Source organism: Aeromonas sp. 604282 (assembly GCF_049170575.1).
Classification (GTDB): Bacteria; Pseudomonadota; Gammaproteobacteria; order Enterobacterales; family Aeromonadaceae; genus Aeromonas; species Aeromonas veronii_A.
Genome location: NZ_JAAKMV010000013.1, coordinates 45728 through 63052, shown reverse-complemented (window position 1 = coordinate 63052; position 17325 = coordinate 45728). Strand labels below are relative to the sequence as shown.

The following is a 17325-nucleotide window of genomic DNA, read 5'->3' as shown; positions in this document are numbered from 1 at the left end:
TTGTCAATTGGTGTGATCTGGTCTGTGTTGACAGTCTACGCGGGCTCTCTACACTAGCCAACAATTTCAGCCACTTGGCTCTGCGCAGATCTCGATTCGCACGAGCCCGGCAGCGGGTTTTGCGCTCACGCTCTTGCAAGGACCTCTTGCAAAGACCTTTTGCAAGGATGGCGGGCGCAGGATCCCACCAATAACAACCGGAAGCCATGTATGAATGCTCTCACTACGGGCGGTCACGCCCTTCGTCATGACTGGACGCTCGCCGAGGTTCAGGCCCTGTTTGCCCTGCCATTCAACGATCTGCTGTTTCAGGCCCAGAGTGTCCACCGCGCCCACTTTGACCCGAACGAAGTGCAGGTGAGCACCTTGCTCTCCATCAAGACCGGTGCCTGCCCGGAAGATTGCAAATACTGCCCCCAGAGCGCCCGTTATCACACTGGCCTTGAGGCCGAACGGCTGATGGAGGTGGAGAAGGTGCTGGAGCGGGCCCGCGAAGCCAAGGCCAACGGCTCGTCCCGTTTCTGCATGGGGGCCGCCTGGCGCAACCCCAAAGAGAAGGACATGCCCTACATCATCCGGATGATCGAGGAGGTGCGCGGGCTCGGCATGGAGACCTGCATGACGCTGGGGATGCTCACCGCCGATCAGGCGGCGCGTCTGGGGGCCGCGGGGCTTGATTACTACAACCACAACCTCGACACCTCGCCGGAGTTTTACGGCGAGATCATCTCGACCCGTACCTATCAGGACCGGCTCGATACGCTGGAACATGTACGCAGCGCCGGCATGAAGGTCTGCTCCGGCGGCATCGTCGGCATGGGTGAGCAGGCAAAAGATCGGGCGGGCCTCTTGATGGCGCTGGCCAACCTGCCGCGCCACCCCGAGAGTGTGCCCATCAACATGCTGGTCAAGGTAAAGGGGACGCCGCTGGAGGATCAGGAGAACCTCGACCCGTTCGAATTTATCCGCACCATCGCCGTGGCGCGGATCATGATGCCAGCCTCCCATGTGCGCCTCTCCGCCGGGCGGGAGAAGATGAACGAGCAGATGCAGGCCATGTGCTTTATGGCGGGGGCAAATTCGATTTTTTATGGCTGCAAACTGCTGACCACCCCCAACCCGGACGAAAACAGCGATATGCAGCTGTTCAAGCGGCTCGGCATTCGTCCCGCCCAGCGGGCCCAGAAGCCGGATCAGGTCCAAGAAGAGGAGTTGCTGGCCGAGGTGAGCCGCCAGAGCGAACCAAGCGATCTCTTTTATGACGCCACCCGCCCCCGAGCCGGGGCCGCGCAGCCATGAACGGCCCTGCAGTAACGGGCCCCTTTGCATTGGGCGCTGCGCTGGCCGAGCGCGAACAGGCGGGTCTGCTGCGCAACCGCATCGCGACCGACGGGGCGAGTAGCGGGCGGCTCAGGGTGGCGGGGCGCGACTACCTCAATTTCTCTGCCAACGACTATCTGGGGCTGGCGGATCACCCCGCCATCAAGACCGCCTTCAAAGCGGGGATTGAGCGCTATGGCGCGGGCGCCGGCGCCTCGCCGCTGGTGACCGGTTACAGCCGTGCCCACCAAGAGCTCGAGGAGACCCTGGCCGAGTGGCTCGGAGTGGAGGCGGTGCTGCTGTTCAACTGCGGTTTTTCGGCCAATCAGGCGGTGCTCAAAGCGCTGCTCGGCAAGGAACACCTGCTGTGGCAGGACAAACTCAACCACGCCTCCCTGCAGGAGATGGGCAGCCAGCTCCCCTGCAAGATGAAGCGCTTTGGTCACAACGATATGGCTGCCCTTGAACGGCAGCTTGAGCCAAATCGCGGACTGATTGTTTCGGAAGGGGTGTTCAGTATGGACGGGGATCAGGGCCCTTGGCGCGAGCTCGCAACCCTCGCAGCCCGGAGCGGCAACTGGCTGATGATCGACGATGCCCATGGTCTCGGCGTGCTGGGACCCGAGGGGCGCGGCACTCTGGCTGCGCAGGGGGTGAACCCGGCCAGCGTACACATCCAGATGGGCACCTTTGGCAAGGCGCTTGGCGTCGCCAGTGCTTTTGTCGGCGGCAGTCGCGAGCTGGTGGAGTATCTGGTCAACTTTGCCCGCCACTATGTCTACAGCACCCATATGCCGGCGGCGCAGGCTTGCGCGGTCAGCAAGAGTATCGAATTGGTACGCGCCGCCGATGAGGCCCGCGCCCATCTTGGTAAGCTCATTGCCCGTTTCCGACAAGGGGCAGAGGCGTTGGGTTGGCAACTCGGGGCCAGCAATACCCCCATCCAGCCGCTGCTGGTGGGGGAGAGCTCTGCTGCTTTGCAACTGGCCGAGCGGTTGCGCGAACGCGGTGTCTGGGCTGGCGCCATCCGCCCGCCCACCGTGCCGGTCGGTACGGCCCGGCTGCGCATTACTCTGAGTGCAGCCCACCGCGAGCAGGATGTGGATCGCCTGCTCGATGCCTTGGGTGCCTGCCCTGCAGAGGCAACGGTTGTGGAGGCTTGCCATGGCTGAGCGTTTTCAAACGGTGGACAAGGCGCAGCTCGCCCGCCGTTTCGGGGCTGCGGCTCGTCACTACGACGCCCATGCCCGTTTTCAGCAGGAGGTGGGGCTGGCGCTGCTCGAGCTGATGAGCGCGGCTGGTGTACGTGAGGAGCGTCGGGGCTGCGGGCTCGATTTGGGCTGCGGCACCGGCTTCTTCCTGCCTCATCTTGCCACCCGCTGCGCCGGGCTGACCGGGCTGGATCTCGCCCCCGGCATGCTGGAGCAGGCGGCCTTGCGTGGCAGCGGTGCCCGCCTGCTCTGCGGCGATGCGGAGCAGCTCCCTTTCGCCGATAACGTGTTCGACTGGGTTTTCTCCAGCCTCGCGCTGCAGTGGTGCGAGCGACCGGCGCAGGCCTTCGCCGAGCTGCTGCGAGTGGTCAAACCCGGTGGCCAGATCTTCTTCTCCACCCTGCTTGATGAATCGCTCTGGCAACTGCGCGCCGCCTGGCAGCAGCTTGATGGTCGCGCCCATGTCAATCGCTTCCTCAGCCTGCCACAATTGGAGCAGGCGCTGGCTAGAGCCGGGGTATCTGCTCCCGAGCTGCGTTGTATCACCTGGGATCTCGCCTATCTTGAATTGCCGCAGCTGTTGCGCGATCTCAAGGGGATTGGGGCCAATCAGGTCAATGACACTCAGGGGAGTGCCGCCCCGGCCGGTCTGAGCGGTCGCGCCAGATTGCAGCAGCTGGCTAAGGCATATGAAGCATTTCGCCAGCCCGATGGCAGGCTGCTCGCCAGTTATCGGGTGTGCCTCGGCCACCTCAGCAAGCCTCGCTGAGCGCCGGGAATCGCAGTGTGTACAGGGCAGTGTGCCACTCCCTGCCAAGGAGAGAACCGTATGAAATCATTCTTTATCACCGGCACCGATACCGATGTGGGCAAGACGCTGGTGGCGCGCACCCTGCTGCGCGAATTCAGCGCACAGGGAATCAAGTGTGCGGGTTACAAGCCGGTCTCGGCCGGATGTGCCCGCACCCCGGACGGGCTGCGCAACCTGGATGCTGTTCTGTTGCAGGAGGCGGCGAGCCTGCCGCTGCCCTATGAGGTGGTCAATCCGTTCGCCTATGAGCCGCCGATTGCGCCCCACATTGCAGCTAGCGAGGCACGCCAGCCCATCACCATGCAGGGGTTGAGCGAGGGGCTGCGCAATATTGAACAGGCAGGGGCTGAACTGGCGGTAGTGGAAGGGGCAGGGGGCTGGTATCTGCCGCTCGATCGCAAGCATCTGCTGTCGGACTGGGTGAAACAGGAGAACATGGCGGTGATCATGGTAGTGGGGGCCAAGCTGGGTTGCCTCAACCATGCGCTGCTCACCTTTGCCGCCATTCGCAATGATCAGCTGCCGGTAGCGGGCTGGGTAATTAATCGGCTCCATGGCTCCATGAGCCATTATCAGGAAAATCTGGACACACTGAGGGGCTTGCTGCCTGCTCCCTTCCTCGGCGAAATTCCGTTTATAAACAATCCGCTTGAAGCCGATTTGCAGGGGCGTCTCGATATCTCGCCGCTACTTTGACGGCATATTCAGCGAACATTCATCGAATCTCCCTAGAATGTCGACATTAACATGATCAGGTGGGGATCCCGAGTGATCCCCGGTCATGTCCCTTATCTTCACAAGGAGTCTATATGAAGCGAATTATGCTATTCCTGGTGACCAACCTGGCCGTCATGCTGGTGCTGGGGGTGGTACTCAATATCCTGTTCTCGGTTCTGGGGATCAACAAGTCCAGCATTTCCGGGCTGTTGGTGTTCTGTGCCGTGTTCGGTTTTGGGGGTTCCTTTATCTCCTTGCTGATGTCCAAGTGGATGGCCAAGCGCAGCTATGGCGTCCAGGTCATCGAGCAACCCCGTAACGAGACCGAGCACTGGCTGGTGAGCACGGTGGCCCGTCAGGCCCGCGAAGCGGGTATCAAGATGCCGGAAGTGGGGATCTACGACTCTCCCGAGATGAACGCCTTTGCGACCGGTGCCCGCCGCGATGATTCACTGGTGGCTGTCTCCTCCGGCCTGCTCTACAGCATGAGCCGTGACGAGGCGGAAGCGGTACTGGCCCACGAGGTGAGCCACGTGGCCAACGGCGACATGGTGACCCTGACCCTGATCCAGGGGGTGGTGAACACCTTCGTGATGTTCTTCGCCCGCATCGTGGCTGGCGTTATCAGTAACTTCTTCAGCTCCAACAATGAGGAAGAGAGCAGCAGCTCTGGCGGTTTTGCCTACATGATTACCGTGTTCGTGCTGGAGATGCTGTTCGGCATTCTGGCCTCCATCATCGTCATGTGGTTCAGCCGTCAGCGCGAGTTCCGGGCCGATGCCGGTGCCGCCAAGCTGGCTGGGCGCGACAAGATGATTGCCGCCCTTGAGCGACTTTCCCGTGGTGCCGAGCCGCAGCTGGAAGGCTCCATGATGGCCTTTGGTATCAACGGCAAGCGCTCCATGAGCGAGCTGTTCATGAGCCACCCGCCCATCGAACAGCGTATCGCCGCCCTGCGTGGTTGATAGATACTGAATGACGGGGATAACCCCGAATAAAAAACGGCTGCCTGCGGGCAGCCGTTTTGCTTTGCAGCGTTCTTTAAAGCTTGAAGTGCCCCATCTCCTGACGCAACACCCGTGACAGTTGCTTGAGCTTGGCCGCCTCTTGGGATACATGGCGAGCGGCATCCCCCGATTGTTCGGAGAGGGAGGTGATGTTGCCGACGGTAGAGACCACCTCGTTGGCGGCCGTGGATTGCTCGCGCAGGGTGTGGCTGATTTCTCCCATCAGACCGGTGAGGTTGGCGGCGTGATTCTGAATGCTGGCGATGGCCTGCCCGGTCTGATTGGCCAGCGTGACCCCGCGGGAGACGTTGTTGACCGTGTTCTCCATGCTGCGGATAGAGGCATCCGCCCCGCTCTGGATCTTGCTGATCATCCCGGTGATCTGCTGGGTCGAGGCGGCCGAGCGGCTGGCTAGGTTACGTACTTCGTCGGCGACCACTGCAAAGCCGCGCCCCTGTTCACCGGCCCGCGCCGCCTCGATGGCCGCATTGAGGGCCAGCAAATTGGTCTGATCGGCAATGCCACGGATCACTCCGATGATTTCGGAAATCTGCTGGGTATGACTGTTTAGTTCAGCAATGGTGCTGGCCGCTTCGCCGACTGTAGTCGAGATATTCTCGATGCTGCCGAGGGTTTCCTTGATGACCCCCGATCCCTCTTCCAGAGTGTCGGCAGAGACCTTGCTGAGTTCGTCTGCATGGCTGGCGTTGTCAGAGAGATGGCTGATGCTCACCACCAACTCTTCGATGGCGGCGGCCATGGTCTGGGTGCTGCTCTGCTGGGAGGTAGCAAACTGGGCTGTCTGCTCGGCTATCTGGGCGATGCTGTCAGCCGACTCTGATAGCTCTTCACTTGAGCGCGATACCTGGGTGATGATCCCCTTGAGGGTGGTCTGCATGGTGGCGAGCTGGCCGATCAGGCTCTCCTTGGCACCGGCCGGCACCTTGATGGTCTGGGAGAAGTCCCCCTCGGCCAGGTGGTTGAGATCGCTTCTGAGCTGGTCGACCGAGGTGCCGACCAGGTCGAGCAGCGCCTTGTAGGTGCGCCAGAGGAAGAACATCAACACCAGACCCAGCGCGATGAACAGGTAGCGCAGCATGGCGGACTGGCTGGCAGCATCGTCCACCGCCTGCTGGGTGCGGTTTTCCATCATGACGTAGAAGTCGTCGATGGGGGACATGATGCGTCCCTTGTTCTGGTGATAGGCCTTGTCATGCATCATGGTGATGGCTTTTTGCTGGTTGGCGGCCAGATCGCCGTCCGTCTGTTGCACCAGCTTGAAGGCGGCTACCTCGGTGTTGACCAGGGCATCCGAGTTGTTCTTGGCCTCGTTGAGCTTGGCCAGCTCCCCTTCAGTAAAACCGGTCTCTTTCATCAGGTCGATAAGACTACGCCGTATTGAGCTGTCGGGGCGGGGATTCTGACCGTTGGCCGCGACAAAATCCCAGTAGATACGGTTGTAGCCATCCGGCCTCGGTTGCTCGCCGTTGCGAATGGCCAGGATCCGCATGTATTGCTGCTCGTAGGCGGGGTCTTTGGTGATAACGTAGGTGCGGCCGAGTCGTGTCAGATCATCGGAGGATTGGCGCAGTTCATCGGCTAGCAGATAGGATTGATAGCGCTGTTGATAACTCTGCTCCACCTTTTTTTCCGACCAGCTGTAAGCAAAGAAAACCAATGACAGCAGGATCAGTGTAATGACGGAGAGCAAGAGATTGAGCTGAAAGGCGGGTTTATTCTGTTCCATGGTTTGAGCGTCCTTATTCTCACCAGTATGATCCCTTGGGCAGACGGACAGCGCCGCTACATCGCTGGGGGTTTTATTGTTATTACTGTGAGTATAGAGCGGTAGCCGATATGATTGCGGTGAGTACGCGAGAAAGGACGATCAGCTTGTCGACATGGGCGAAAAGGCCAGCCAGGGACGGGGTCTGGCCAGCCTTTTCGTAGCTCGATCACCTTATTCGATGACGAGGTCGGTCAGCGGCACTGCGCAGCAGGTGAGGATTTTTCCCTCGGCCCGCTCGGCGGCGCTGATGGCGGGGGCATCGGGGTGATCCACCTCGCCCGAGATCAGCGTCTGTTTGCAACTGCCGCAGATGCCGGCGCGGCAGCTCCAGGGGAGATCCACCCCCTGCTTGCTGGCCTGATCGAGGATTGTGCCCTGATTGTTGCCGGCAAACTCCCGCTCGCCGATGCGCAGTTGCACTGGCTGATGAGCGCGGGCAACCGAGAGAATGGCGCCGCCAAAACTCTCCTGCCGGATGCGTGTGGCAGGCACGCCCAGGGCCGCTACTTTCGCTGCCGCATCGGCCATAAAGCCGTGGGGGCCGCAGATAAAGACTTCCCGCCCCGCCAACCCTTTGACCAGCGCGAGATGCTCATCGCCGAGCCGCCCTTTTTGCCCCTGCCAGTGACTGTCCGGCTGGCTCAGGATAATGGTGAGGGTCATCCCCTGCTGCGCCATGGCGTGCAGCTCACTGGCTGCCGGAATATCCGCCTCGCTGCGGCACAGATGCATAAAGTGCACGTCGTCGAGTTCATCCCGCAGCAGCAAGGTGCGGGCGATGGACAACATGGGGGTGACACCGGAGCCTGCCGAGAGCAGCAGAAGCGAGCGCTCGGCACCAAGGTGAAACTCGCCAGCTGGCGTGGCGGCCAGCAGGGGGTTGCCTACCTGCATCTGCTGGTGCAGCCAGTGGGAGATGCGACCGCCCCCCACCTTCTTGACGCTGATGCTGTAGCGCTCCGGCCGATCCGGTGTGGAGCTCAGGGTATAGCGGCGCTGAACCCGCTCGTTTTTGATATCGAGGCTGATGGGCAGATGCTGGCCCGGCAGGTAGTCGGGCAGCGGCTCGCCATCGGCGGCTTCGAACCAGAAGGTCTCCAGATCCCGGGCCAGCGGTTCGCGGGCCACGCAGATCAGCTCGCGCTTTTTCGGTGCGCCGTCAGGGTAGGGGGCTGGGCGCTTGCGCTCCAGTACCTCGATCTCGCTACCCGCTTCAATCCACCCCTCGTTCAGGGCGATCAGGTTCTGGCCGAAGTAGACCTCGCCATCCTCGCCGCGCCGGTAACGGGTAAGGGTCGCCAGCGGTTCTTTGAGGGCATTGAAGCGATCGGTGCCCGCTTCCACTGTGGTCATGATGCAGCGGCTGCAGGGCTTGGCGACCTGAAACTCCACCTCGCCGATGCGGATGCGCACCCAGCTGTCCTCCTCGAAGGGGCGGGTGCCGCTCGCCACCAGATTGGTGCGAAACTGGCTCATCTGGTGCAGCGCATCGGAGCGCAGATTGAGATCATCCAGCGAGGCCTGACTTATCAGAAGCAGCGGATAACCGTCGGCAAAGCTGACCCGGGTGCCGGTCTTCTCGCGAAAGCGGTCGGACTTTGTGCCGAGCCAAAGCAGCGCTACCGGTTCACCAGCCACCCGGCTCAGCCAGCTGTCGGCGATGGGGGTGGTATGCAGAGCTGTGAAGCTGTCGCCCCAGACCCCTGTCACTTGCGGGGCTCGGCTGAAGTCGGACTCTTGCAAGGCGAGGGGCTCGAACCCCGGATAGTTCAGTTGCAGGCCGCCTGCAACTGGAGTTGCAACCACCTGCTGCAGCTGGGGGTGGGTACGGGCGGTGATGAAGGTGCCATCAGGCTTGACCACCATGTAGCGGCGATCCCCTGCGAGCCCCTCCTGGGTGACTTGGGCGCGTGCCTGAGGCATGCCGGCGGTCGATTTGATGGGGTAGAGGTGAATGCTGTCTAGCCTTGGCATCTTCGTATCCTTGTGAAGCGGCGTAGTCGCCTGGAAAAAGGGGAACATAACGGTTCCAACTGCGAGGGGCAATCTCTTTACGGGGCGCAGAGATGCGGGTTCGATAGATGCAGTTTTTTTTGCAAAAAATCGCAGAGGGGCAACCGGGCTATCCGGTTTTTGCCCGCTTGGCCGCAACCTTGGCGAGATAAGGAGTGGAGTCAAGCGGGAAAGATGTTATCCCGGTCACGTTCTGTTTAAAACCACCCATTAAATGCAACATTTTTTGATCCTGATTCGCTAATCAGTACAAAAAAGCGGCCATTATCGACTCAGTTCCCAGTTTCTAACGCTTTTGCTTCTTCCCCATCCGGCCACCGTCCGCTTCGGCTACACGGTATCAAGCGCCATCGGGTGGGGCCTGTCACACAAAAAGAAGAAAGCAATGTATGAGCAAACAACTGGACATGACCCCATTGCCGGATCTCTCCCTGAAAACGGGAACAGGCCCGGTGCGTACCCGGCTACCCGTCTGGCGGCCGGCCTTGCCACCCTGCAATCACGCCTGCCCGGCCGGAGAAAATATCCAGGCCTGGCTCTCTTTGGCGCAGGCCGGCCGTTTTGAGGCGGCCTGGCAGACCCTGATCGAAGAGAACCCCTTGCCCGCCATTCATGGCCGGGTCTGCTATCACCCCTGCGAGAGCGCCTGCAACCGCGGTCAGGTGGATGAATCCGTCTCCATCCACGCCATCGAGCGTTTCCTTGGCGACGAGGCGCTGGCCCGTGGTTGGCAGCCTGCGCCACCTGCCTCTGCCAGCGGCAAGAAGGTGCTGGTCATAGGCGCTGGTCCCTCAGGTCTCTCCTGCGCCTGGCACCTCAACCGGCTCGGCCATCAGGTGGAGATCCGCGAAGCGGGGCCGCTGGCGGGCGGCATGCTGCGCTTTGGTATTCCCGCTTACCGCTTGCCCCGCGATGTGCTGGATCGGGAGGTGGCCCGCATCGTGGCAGCCGGGGTGACGCTGACCCTCAACCACAAGGTGGAGGATGTGCTGCGCGAGCGCGACGAGGGGGGCTTTGATGCCGTCTTTATGGCCATCGGCGCCCATCTGGCCAAGCGGGTCGATATTCCGGCCCGGGAAGCGGGCAAGATCCTCGATGCGGTGAGCTTCCTAGAGCAGGCCAGTCTGGCCGAAGAGCAGGGCTTGCCGCCACCCAAACTGGGACGACGGGTAGCGATTTATGGGGGGGGCAATACCGCCATGGACGCGGCTCGCACTGCCCGCCGCCTCGGGGTGGAAGAGGCGATGATCATCTACCGCCGCGACCGGGATCATATGCCCGCTCACGCCTTCGAAGCCGATGAGGCCGAGGAGGAGGGGATCAAGATCAACTGGCTGCGCACCATCCGCCAGCTCGACAGTACCAATATCGAAGTGGAGGTGATGGCGCTGGATGCCGAAGGCAAGCCGGTGCCCACCGGCAAGTTTGAAACCCTTGAAGCGGACTCCCTTATTCTGGCGCTGGGTCAGGAGGTCGATCTCTCGGTGCTGGAGAGCATTCCCGGCGTGCGGGTCAACAAGGAGGGGGTAGTGCAGGTGGCTGGCAACCTGATGACGGATGTGCCGGGTCTCTTTGCCGGTGGCGACATGGTGCCCTCCGAGCGCACCGTCACCATCGCCACCGGCCACGGCAAGAAGGCGGCGCGCCATATGGATGCCTGGCTGCGCGGTCGCCACTACCACAAACCGCTCTCCTACCCGCTGGTGGGGCCGGAGCAGTTGCAACTCTGGTTCCAGACCCACGCCCCGGCCAGCAGTCAGCCGGTCAAACCGGCGTGGGCGCGAGATGACTTTGGCGAGATCATCGGCGGGCTGGATGAGGTGGCCGCCCGCTACGAGGCGGCGCGCTGCTACTCCTGCGGCAACTGCTTCGAGTGCGACGGCTGCTATGGCAGCTGCCCCGAGCAGGCCATCGCCAAGCTGGGGCCGGGTAAGGGCTATCAGGTGGATGCCGAGCGTTGCACCGGCTGCGGTGCCTGTCACGACCAGTGCCCTTGTCACGCCATCGAGCTGCGCCAACCGGAGGAGTCCCAATGAAACATGAACTGATCATGGTCGACGGCAACGAAGCCGCGGCCCGGGTGGCGTACCAGCTGAGCGAAGTGTGTGCCATCTACCCCATTACCCCGAGCTCGACCATGGCCGAACTGGCCGATGCCTGGGCGGCGGAGGGGCAGACCAACCTGTGGGGCAACATCCCCACCGTAGTGGAGATGCAGAGTGAAGGGGGGGCTGCCGGTACGGTACACGGTGCCCTGCAGGCGGGGGCGCTCGCCACCACCTTCACCGCCAGTCAGGGGCTGATGCTGATGCTGCCCAACATGTACAAGATCGCCGGTGAATTGACCTCGGCGGTGTTCCATGTGGCGGCCCGCTCGCTGGCGGCGCAGGGGTTGTCGATTTTTGGTGACCATCAGGATGTGATGGCGGCGCGCAGCACCGGCTTTGCCATGCTTGCCTCCGGCTCGGTGCAGGAGGCGCAGGACCTGGCCTTGGTCGCTCACAGCGTCACCCTGCAGTGCCGGGTGCCCTTTATCCACTTCTTCGACGGCTTTCGCACCTCCCACGAGGTGAACAAGATCACCGCCCTGCATCGGGATGAAATTCGCGCCCTTATCGACAACGACTGGGTACGCGCCCACCGTGCCCGGGCGCTGAACCCGGATCATCCGGTGATGCGTGGCACCGCCCAGAACCCGGATACCTATTTCCAATCCCGCGAGAGCGTCAACCCCTTCTACGAAGCGGTACCGGCGCGGGTGCAGCAGTGCATGGACAACCTCGGCGAGCTGACCGGTCGTCACTACCGGCTGGTGGAATACCACGGTGCACCGGATGCCACCGATGTGATCGTACTGATGGGCTCGGGGGCGGCTACCGTCCGCACCACAGTGGATTGGCTCAACCAACAGGATCGCAAGACCGGGGTCTTGGTTGTGCGCCTCTATCGCCCCTTCCCGGTACAGGCGCTGCTTGATGCGCTGCCCGCCAGCGTGCGGCGCATGGCGGTGCTGGATCGCACCAAGGAGCCGGGGGCGGGTGGCGAGCCGCTGCTGCTGGATGTGCAGAGCGCCCTTATCGACGGTTTGCAGCGCGGCCTTATCAAGCGGCTGCCCTGGCTCAGTGGTGGTCGCTATGGCCTCTCTTCCAAGGAGTTCACCCCCGCCATGTGCGCGTCGGTATTCGAGGAGCTGGCATCCGATGCGCCGCGCCCGCGCTTTACCGTGGGGATTGTCGATGACGTGTCGGGCCTCAGTCTGGCTTGGCACCCCATCGGCGATCTGGAGCCCGCCAGCCGGGTGCGGGCGCTCTTCTTCGGCCTCGGTGCCGACGGTACGGTGGGTGCCAACAAGAACAGCATCAAGATCATTGGCGAGCTGGAGGGCTTCCACGCCCAAGGCTACTTCGTCTACGACTCCAAGAAGTCGGGCTCGCGCACCGTCTCCCACCTGCGCTTTGGCCCCGAGCCCATCGACGCCCCCTGGCTTATCGAGCAGGCGAGCTTTATCGGCTGCCACCAGTGGGGGTTTGTCGAGTCGGTAGACCTGCTGGAACATGCCGCCGAAGGGGCGACCCTGCTGCTCAATGCTCCCTATGAGCCTGAGCAGGTCTGGGCCGAGCTGCCCGAGCGGCTGCGTGCCCGCATCCGCGCCCTCGATATCCGCCTCTACTGCATCGATGGGGATCGGGTGGCCGAGCGCAACGGCATGGGCAATCGCATCAACACCATTATGCAGACCTGTTTCTTCGCGCTGGCTGGCATCTTGCCGCGGGATGAGGCGATTGCGCTGATCAAGGAGAGCATCGAGAAGAGCTATGCCCGCAAGGGGCCCGAGGTGGTCGAGCGCAACTTCGCGGCGGTGGATGACACCTTGGCTCATCTCCATCAGGTGGTCATCCCGGCCGGTGAGGAGCAGATCAGCGACTATCCGCTGCCATTGGCACCGGGTGGCAGCGAGTTTGTCCAGCGGGTCACCGGCGAGATGCTGGCAGGGCGCGGCGATTTGATCCCCGTCTCCATGCTGCCGGTGGATGGCACTTACCCCACTGCCACCAGCCGCTTCGAGAAGCGGGATATCGCCCGCGAGATCCCCATCTGGCACTCCGATATCTGCATCCAGTGCGGCAACTGCGTCTTTGTCTGTCCCCACGCGGCGCTGCGGGCCAAGTTCTACCATCAGGACTGGCTGGCGACCGCCCCCGAGGCGGCCCAATCGGTGCCCGTCACCGCCAAGGGCTTCCCCGACAGCCGCTACACCCTGCAGCTCTATCCGGAAGATTGCACCGGCTGCGGCCAGTGCGTGCAGGCCTGTCCGGTGCGGGCCGGGGCCGATGAAAACTTTGAAGGCGAGCGCGCCATCACCATGATGAACAAGGCACCGCATCTGGCTGGCCAGAAACAGGCGCTGCGCTGGTTCGAGAGCCTGCCCTGGCCTGCCCGCGAGCGGGTGGATTTCTCCACCGTGCGCGGTGCCCAGTTCCTCGAACCCCTGTTCGAGTTCTCCGGTGCCTGCGCCGGCTGTGGCGAGACCCCCTATCTCAAGCTGCTGACCCAGCTGTTTGGCGATCGCATGCTGGTAGCCAACGCTACCGGTTGCTCCTCCATCTATGGTGGCAACCTGCCGACCACGCCGTGGGCCAAGAATTGCGAAGGGAAGGGGCCAGCCTGGTCGAACTCATTGTTTGAGGACAACGCCGAGTTTGGCTTTGGTTTTCGTCTCACCGCCGATCAGCATCACGGTCAGGCGGTGGCGGCCTTGCAGGCGATGAAGGGGGAGCTGGGCGCAGAGCTGGTCGATACCCTGATTAGCGCCCCGCAGCGGCTGGAGTCGGAGATCCGTGCCCAGCGCACCCGGGTCGCGCAAGTGCGCGAGCGGCTGGAGGAGGTGAAATCCGGCAAGGCCCGCGAGCTGCTGTCGCTTATTGATCAGCTGGTGCGCCGCTCGGTCTGGATTATCGGCGGCGATGGCTGGGCCTATGACATCGGCTCATCGGGGCTCGATCATGTGCTCGCCTCCGGCCGCGATGTAAACGTGCTGGTGATGGATACCGAGGTCTACTCCAACACCGGCGGCCAGATGTCGAAATCGACCCCGCTCGGCGCCGTCGCCAAGTTCGCGGCGGGGGGCAAGACGCTGGCCAAGAAGGATGTGGCGTTGCAGGCCATCTCCTACGGCAATGTCTATGTTGCCCGTATCGCCTTTGGTGCCAACCCGCAGCAGGCGCTGCAGGCCTTGCGTGAGGCGGAGGCCTATCCGGGCCCGTCGCTTATCATCGCCTACAGCCACTGCATCGCCCACGGTATCGATATGGAGTTTGGCTTGACCCAGCAAAAACGGGCCGTGGCCTCCGGTCACTGGCCGTTGATGCGCTACAACCCGGTATTGCGTAGATCGGGGCAGAACCCTTTCAGCCTCGACAGCCTGCGCCCCTCCATCCCCCTCGCTGAATATCGGCAGGAGGAGACCCGTTATCGGGTGCTGGCCCAGAGCCATCCGGAGGAGGCCGAGCGGCTGATGCAGGTGGCGCAACAAGTGGCGTGGCAGAAGTGGGCCACCTACGAGGAAATGGCCACCCGCGAGGCTAGCCATTTCCATCCGCCGGTGTGAGGATTGGGTTAAATCTGCATAAAACGAAGCGGGCCACTGGCCCGCTTATTGTCTCGGGAGACTATTGGATGTCACTCCTCACTATCTGATAGCAACTACAGGCGTTGTGTTGGTGAAATCAAAAATGATGTGTTGATATGTTAGAGGAAGCTGGGCAGGATATATGCGGAAAAAACAGACCATTACATTAATTCTTTAACTTAAAACCGGAAAGCTTAACATTATCACGCAAGGTAAAAATGGAACATTTATTAGAAGATAAGAATATATCATTGGCACATGACGTGATATTACCCAATGGGCAGTTGGCTGAAGGGGGAAGTAAGATTACGGTTCTATCCTCTCAAGGTTGCTTTAATGGCTACAATATGCGAGTTCCACCTCCAGAGTTCGAAGCTCTTATGTTTTTCAATTCTCTTGATGCGGCTGTAAAAGCAGAAATATTAAAGAAAGGTATTAAAGTACAAAAGTCAAATTTTGACAAATTGCCTGAAGTGGACTCTTCGGGAGAAAATATGAAATTATTTTTCGCAATGTGTCAGCAAGCAATGGCAGCTATCACATTTTCAATCGGAGCTATAGAATCATGGGTTAACAAGTCATTTATTTTATACGGAACAGAAAATGGCAAGGTTTCACAACTGAAACTAGAGCGACCTGGCAAGCCGGATAGAATTATTGCAGCTGACAAAATTGCATCTGATCCATCAATACCTATTAGGCCGAAAATTTTCCAACTCGCTCCACAGATCTTCAATGTCCAGCCTCTTAAAACTCATAGCACTTTAAGAAATGCTGTTGCCGATATTGTAGATGAGAGAAATATTGTAATGCATATGCAATCTAGCTTGTCCATAAATAATATGGAGTTAGATAGGGTTAGTTATGCCGTAAAACTATACAAGATTAGTGCTTTAAATGGGCCGGAGCAGGTTTTAAAATACTTAAACTATATCTATCAAAATTCGGCAATATCTTCACCGTCTTGGTTGGAAATTGCAAATAATGAATTGAAGGTGGTTAGGAAAAAGCTTAAGTCATTATAAAAATATCACGGTTGCACTTAGATAACTTAGCAGTTTTTATTGTTAAGCGGCTTTGATGGAATGATTGGCCTGTAAATGTATGTTTTGTCGGTTCTATTTTATTTTACGTTATGTGTTTTTACATTGCAGTTTCATTCTCAGAGGTGCCATATATTCCGTCAGTATTTCGTACCTATTGTGTTTTTCTTTTTATGTAACGGCAGGTAAGCTGCGGGGCACATAGCGTCAAGCAGGAGAAGGGACGATGACAGAGCAACATATCGCCGGGACGATCGGCATTCTGGGAGCGGGGTGGCTCGGGCTGCCGCTGGCGCGGGCCCTGCTGGCGGCAGGCAAGCAGGTGGCGGTGACGGTCAGCAGCCCCGAGAAGGCGGCCCGTTTGCAGGGGGAGGGGATCAACGCCTATCCGCTGACCATCTCTGCCAATATGGGCTCTGCCGAGATGCCCATCGCTGATCAAAAAGCGCCGTGGCCCATCCCCTGCGAATCGCTGGTTATCTGCGTACCGCCGAGCAAGACCGATGACTACCCGCAGGCGGTGGCCAAGGCCTGCGCATTGGCCAAGGCGAGTGGCACCCGGCGGGTACTGTTTGTCAGCGCCACTTCGGTGTGGGGCGCAGGGCAGCAGGAGGGGGAAGAACCCCAACCCCGCCATGCCCGTGGCGAGCGGATGCTGGCGGCGGAGCAGGCGGTGCTGGCGGCCGGTTTCGAGGCGGTGATGATAGTGCGCCCCTCCGGCCTTTATGGCCCGGATCGCCATCCCGGCCGTTTCCTCGCAGGTAAGACCCTGGATGGCGGCGCCCAGTCGGTCAATCTGGTTCATCTGGATGATGTGGTGGCAGCCTGCATCTTGCTGCTGGAGCGGGGCAAGGATGGGGATGTTTTCAACCTGAGCGCGCCGGTGCATCCGCGCCGCGAGCAGTTCTACCCCTTTGCGGCGCGTCAGCAGGGGCTGCCAGTTCCGGTCTTTATCGAGCCTGCCGGTGAATTTCAGCCCATCGACGGTCAGCTGATTTGCCAGCAGATGGGATTCAACTATCGCTGGCCCGATCCGGCTCACTGGTTTGCCGAGCTCGCCGCCTCGGGCAATTGAGGTTTGCCAAGGGGGTGATCGCCCCCTATCATGCCGCCATCCATGAGAGAGAGGCGGTAATGATGGTAGATACAAAACGTCACCCCGATGGGGAGTTGTTGCTGAGAACCCTGGCAATGCCAGCCGATACCAACCCCAATGGCGACATCTTTGGTGGCTGGATCATGTCCCAGATGGATATAGGTGGGGGCATTATGGCCAAGGAGCTGGCAAAAGGACGTATTTGTACCGTATCCGTCGAAGGCATGACCTTCCACAGTCCGGTCAAGGTGGGTGATGTGGTCTGCTGCTACGGCCGCTGCATGAAGATCGGCCGCAGCTCCATGAAGCTCAAGCTGGAGGTGTGGGTCAAGCCGGTACTGCGGGAGAACGATGCCCAGCGTTACTGTGTGACCGAGGGGATCTTCACCTATGTCGCCATCGACGAACAGGGCAAATCCCGCCCGGTTCCGGTGAGTGCCTGATTAAATCAGCCGGGCATTGATGATGGATATTTCCTGCTCAAGCCCGGTTTTTTGCCGTATCATGCGTTCCAGCATCTCTTCCGAGCCCACATATTGCAGGGTGTCGAACAGGCAGAGATCGCATTGAGGATCCCGTCTTATCTGATAGACGGTGGACAGCTCCACTTGATGACAATTTCCTTGTTGATCATAAAACGTCACGTTGTACCGAAGTTCTTTCGCCATGAGACAGCGTCCTTCTGGTTG

Annotated in this window: 13 protein-coding genes; 10 read left to right on the top strand and 3 right to left on the bottom strand. The window is 60.4% G+C overall.

The genetic code is table 11. The annotated features are described in order from the left end of the window. The first annotated feature begins 210 nt into the window (after positions 1-210). From bioB to htpX, 5 genes are all read left to right on the top strand, one after another. Positions 211-1299 carry a biotin synthase BioB gene (bioB, locus tag G5367_RS15310; RefSeq protein ID WP_201906851.1) on the top strand — a complete coding sequence of 363 codons (1089 nt, stop codon included), beginning with the start codon at positions 211-213 and terminating at the stop codon, positions 1297-1299. Next, a complete protein-coding gene (gene bioF, locus G5367_RS15305) occupies positions 1296-2492 on the top strand; it encodes an 8-amino-7-oxononanoate synthase (RefSeq protein ID WP_421244617.1) in 1197 nt (398 codons plus the stop codon). Before bioB ends, bioF begins: the two co-directional genes overlap by 4 nt. Next, on the top strand, positions 2485-3300 hold the full coding sequence (gene bioC, locus G5367_RS15300; protein WP_421244618.1) for a malonyl-ACP O-methyltransferase BioC: 816 nt from the start codon (positions 2485-2487) through the stop codon (positions 3298-3300). The genes bioF and bioC overlap by 8 nt, the downstream gene beginning before the upstream one ends. A gap of 60 nt (positions 3301-3360) precedes the next feature. Further along, positions 3361-4038, top strand: a complete 678-nt coding sequence (bioD, locus tag G5367_RS15295; protein ID WP_005344372.1) for a dethiobiotin synthase — start codon at positions 3361-3363, stop codon at positions 4036-4038. 113 nt (positions 4039-4151) lie between these two features. Next, positions 4152-5024 carry a protease HtpX gene (gene htpX, locus G5367_RS15290; protein WP_005344374.1) on the top strand — a complete coding sequence of 291 codons (873 nt, stop codon included), beginning with the start codon at positions 4152-4154 and terminating at the stop codon, positions 5022-5024. Between the two features lie 76 nt (positions 5025-5100). On the opposite strand, the gene G5367_RS15285 is transcribed toward htpX, so the two are convergent. Together G5367_RS15285 and G5367_RS15280 are read right to left on the bottom strand one after the other, a co-directional pair. Then, positions 5101-6813, bottom strand: a complete 1713-nt coding sequence (locus G5367_RS15285) for a methyl-accepting chemotaxis protein (protein WP_421244619.1) — start codon at positions 6811-6813, stop codon at positions 5101-5103. Positions 6814-7026: 213 nt separating this feature from the next. Next, on the bottom strand, positions 7027-8829 hold the full coding sequence (locus G5367_RS15280) for an MOSC N-terminal beta barrel domain-containing protein (protein ID WP_421244620.1): 1803 nt from the start codon (positions 8827-8829) through the stop codon (positions 7027-7029). Between the two features lie 428 nt (positions 8830-9257). Between G5367_RS15280 and G5367_RS15275 the strand changes: the two genes are divergently transcribed. The 5 genes from G5367_RS15275 to yciA all read left to right on the top strand — a co-directional run bounded on the left by G5367_RS15275 (position 9258) and on the right by yciA (position 17079). After that, a complete protein-coding gene (locus G5367_RS15275) occupies positions 9258-10904 on the top strand; it encodes an NAD(P)-binding protein (RefSeq protein ID WP_421244621.1) in 1647 nt (548 codons plus the stop codon). Then, on the top strand, positions 10901-14476 hold the full coding sequence (nifJ, locus tag G5367_RS15270; RefSeq protein WP_421244622.1) for a pyruvate:ferredoxin (flavodoxin) oxidoreductase: 3576 nt from the start codon (positions 10901-10903) through the stop codon (positions 14474-14476). Before G5367_RS15275 ends, nifJ begins: the two co-directional genes overlap by 4 nt. A gap of 239 nt (positions 14477-14715) precedes the next feature. Further along, positions 14716-15522 carry a hypothetical protein gene (locus G5367_RS15265; protein WP_421244623.1) on the top strand — a complete coding sequence of 269 codons (807 nt, stop codon included), beginning with the start codon at positions 14716-14718 and terminating at the stop codon, positions 15520-15522. Positions 15523-15766: 244 nt separating this feature from the next. Further along, complete coding sequence (locus tag G5367_RS15260) at positions 15767-16615, top strand: NAD-dependent epimerase/dehydratase family protein (RefSeq protein ID WP_421244624.1); 849 nt, start codon at positions 15767-15769, stop codon at positions 16613-16615. 59 nt (positions 16616-16674) lie between these two features. Beyond that, on the top strand, positions 16675-17079 hold the full coding sequence (gene yciA / locus G5367_RS15255) for an acyl-CoA thioester hydrolase YciA (protein WP_005337875.1): 405 nt from the start codon (positions 16675-16677) through the stop codon (positions 17077-17079). Here yciA and G5367_RS15250 read toward each other — a convergent pair whose 3' ends face one another. Further along, entirely contained in the window at positions 17080-17304 is a 225-nt protein-coding gene (locus G5367_RS15250; RefSeq protein ID WP_005344394.1) for a hypothetical protein, read from the bottom strand. Between the last annotated feature and the right edge of the window lie 21 nt (positions 17305-17325).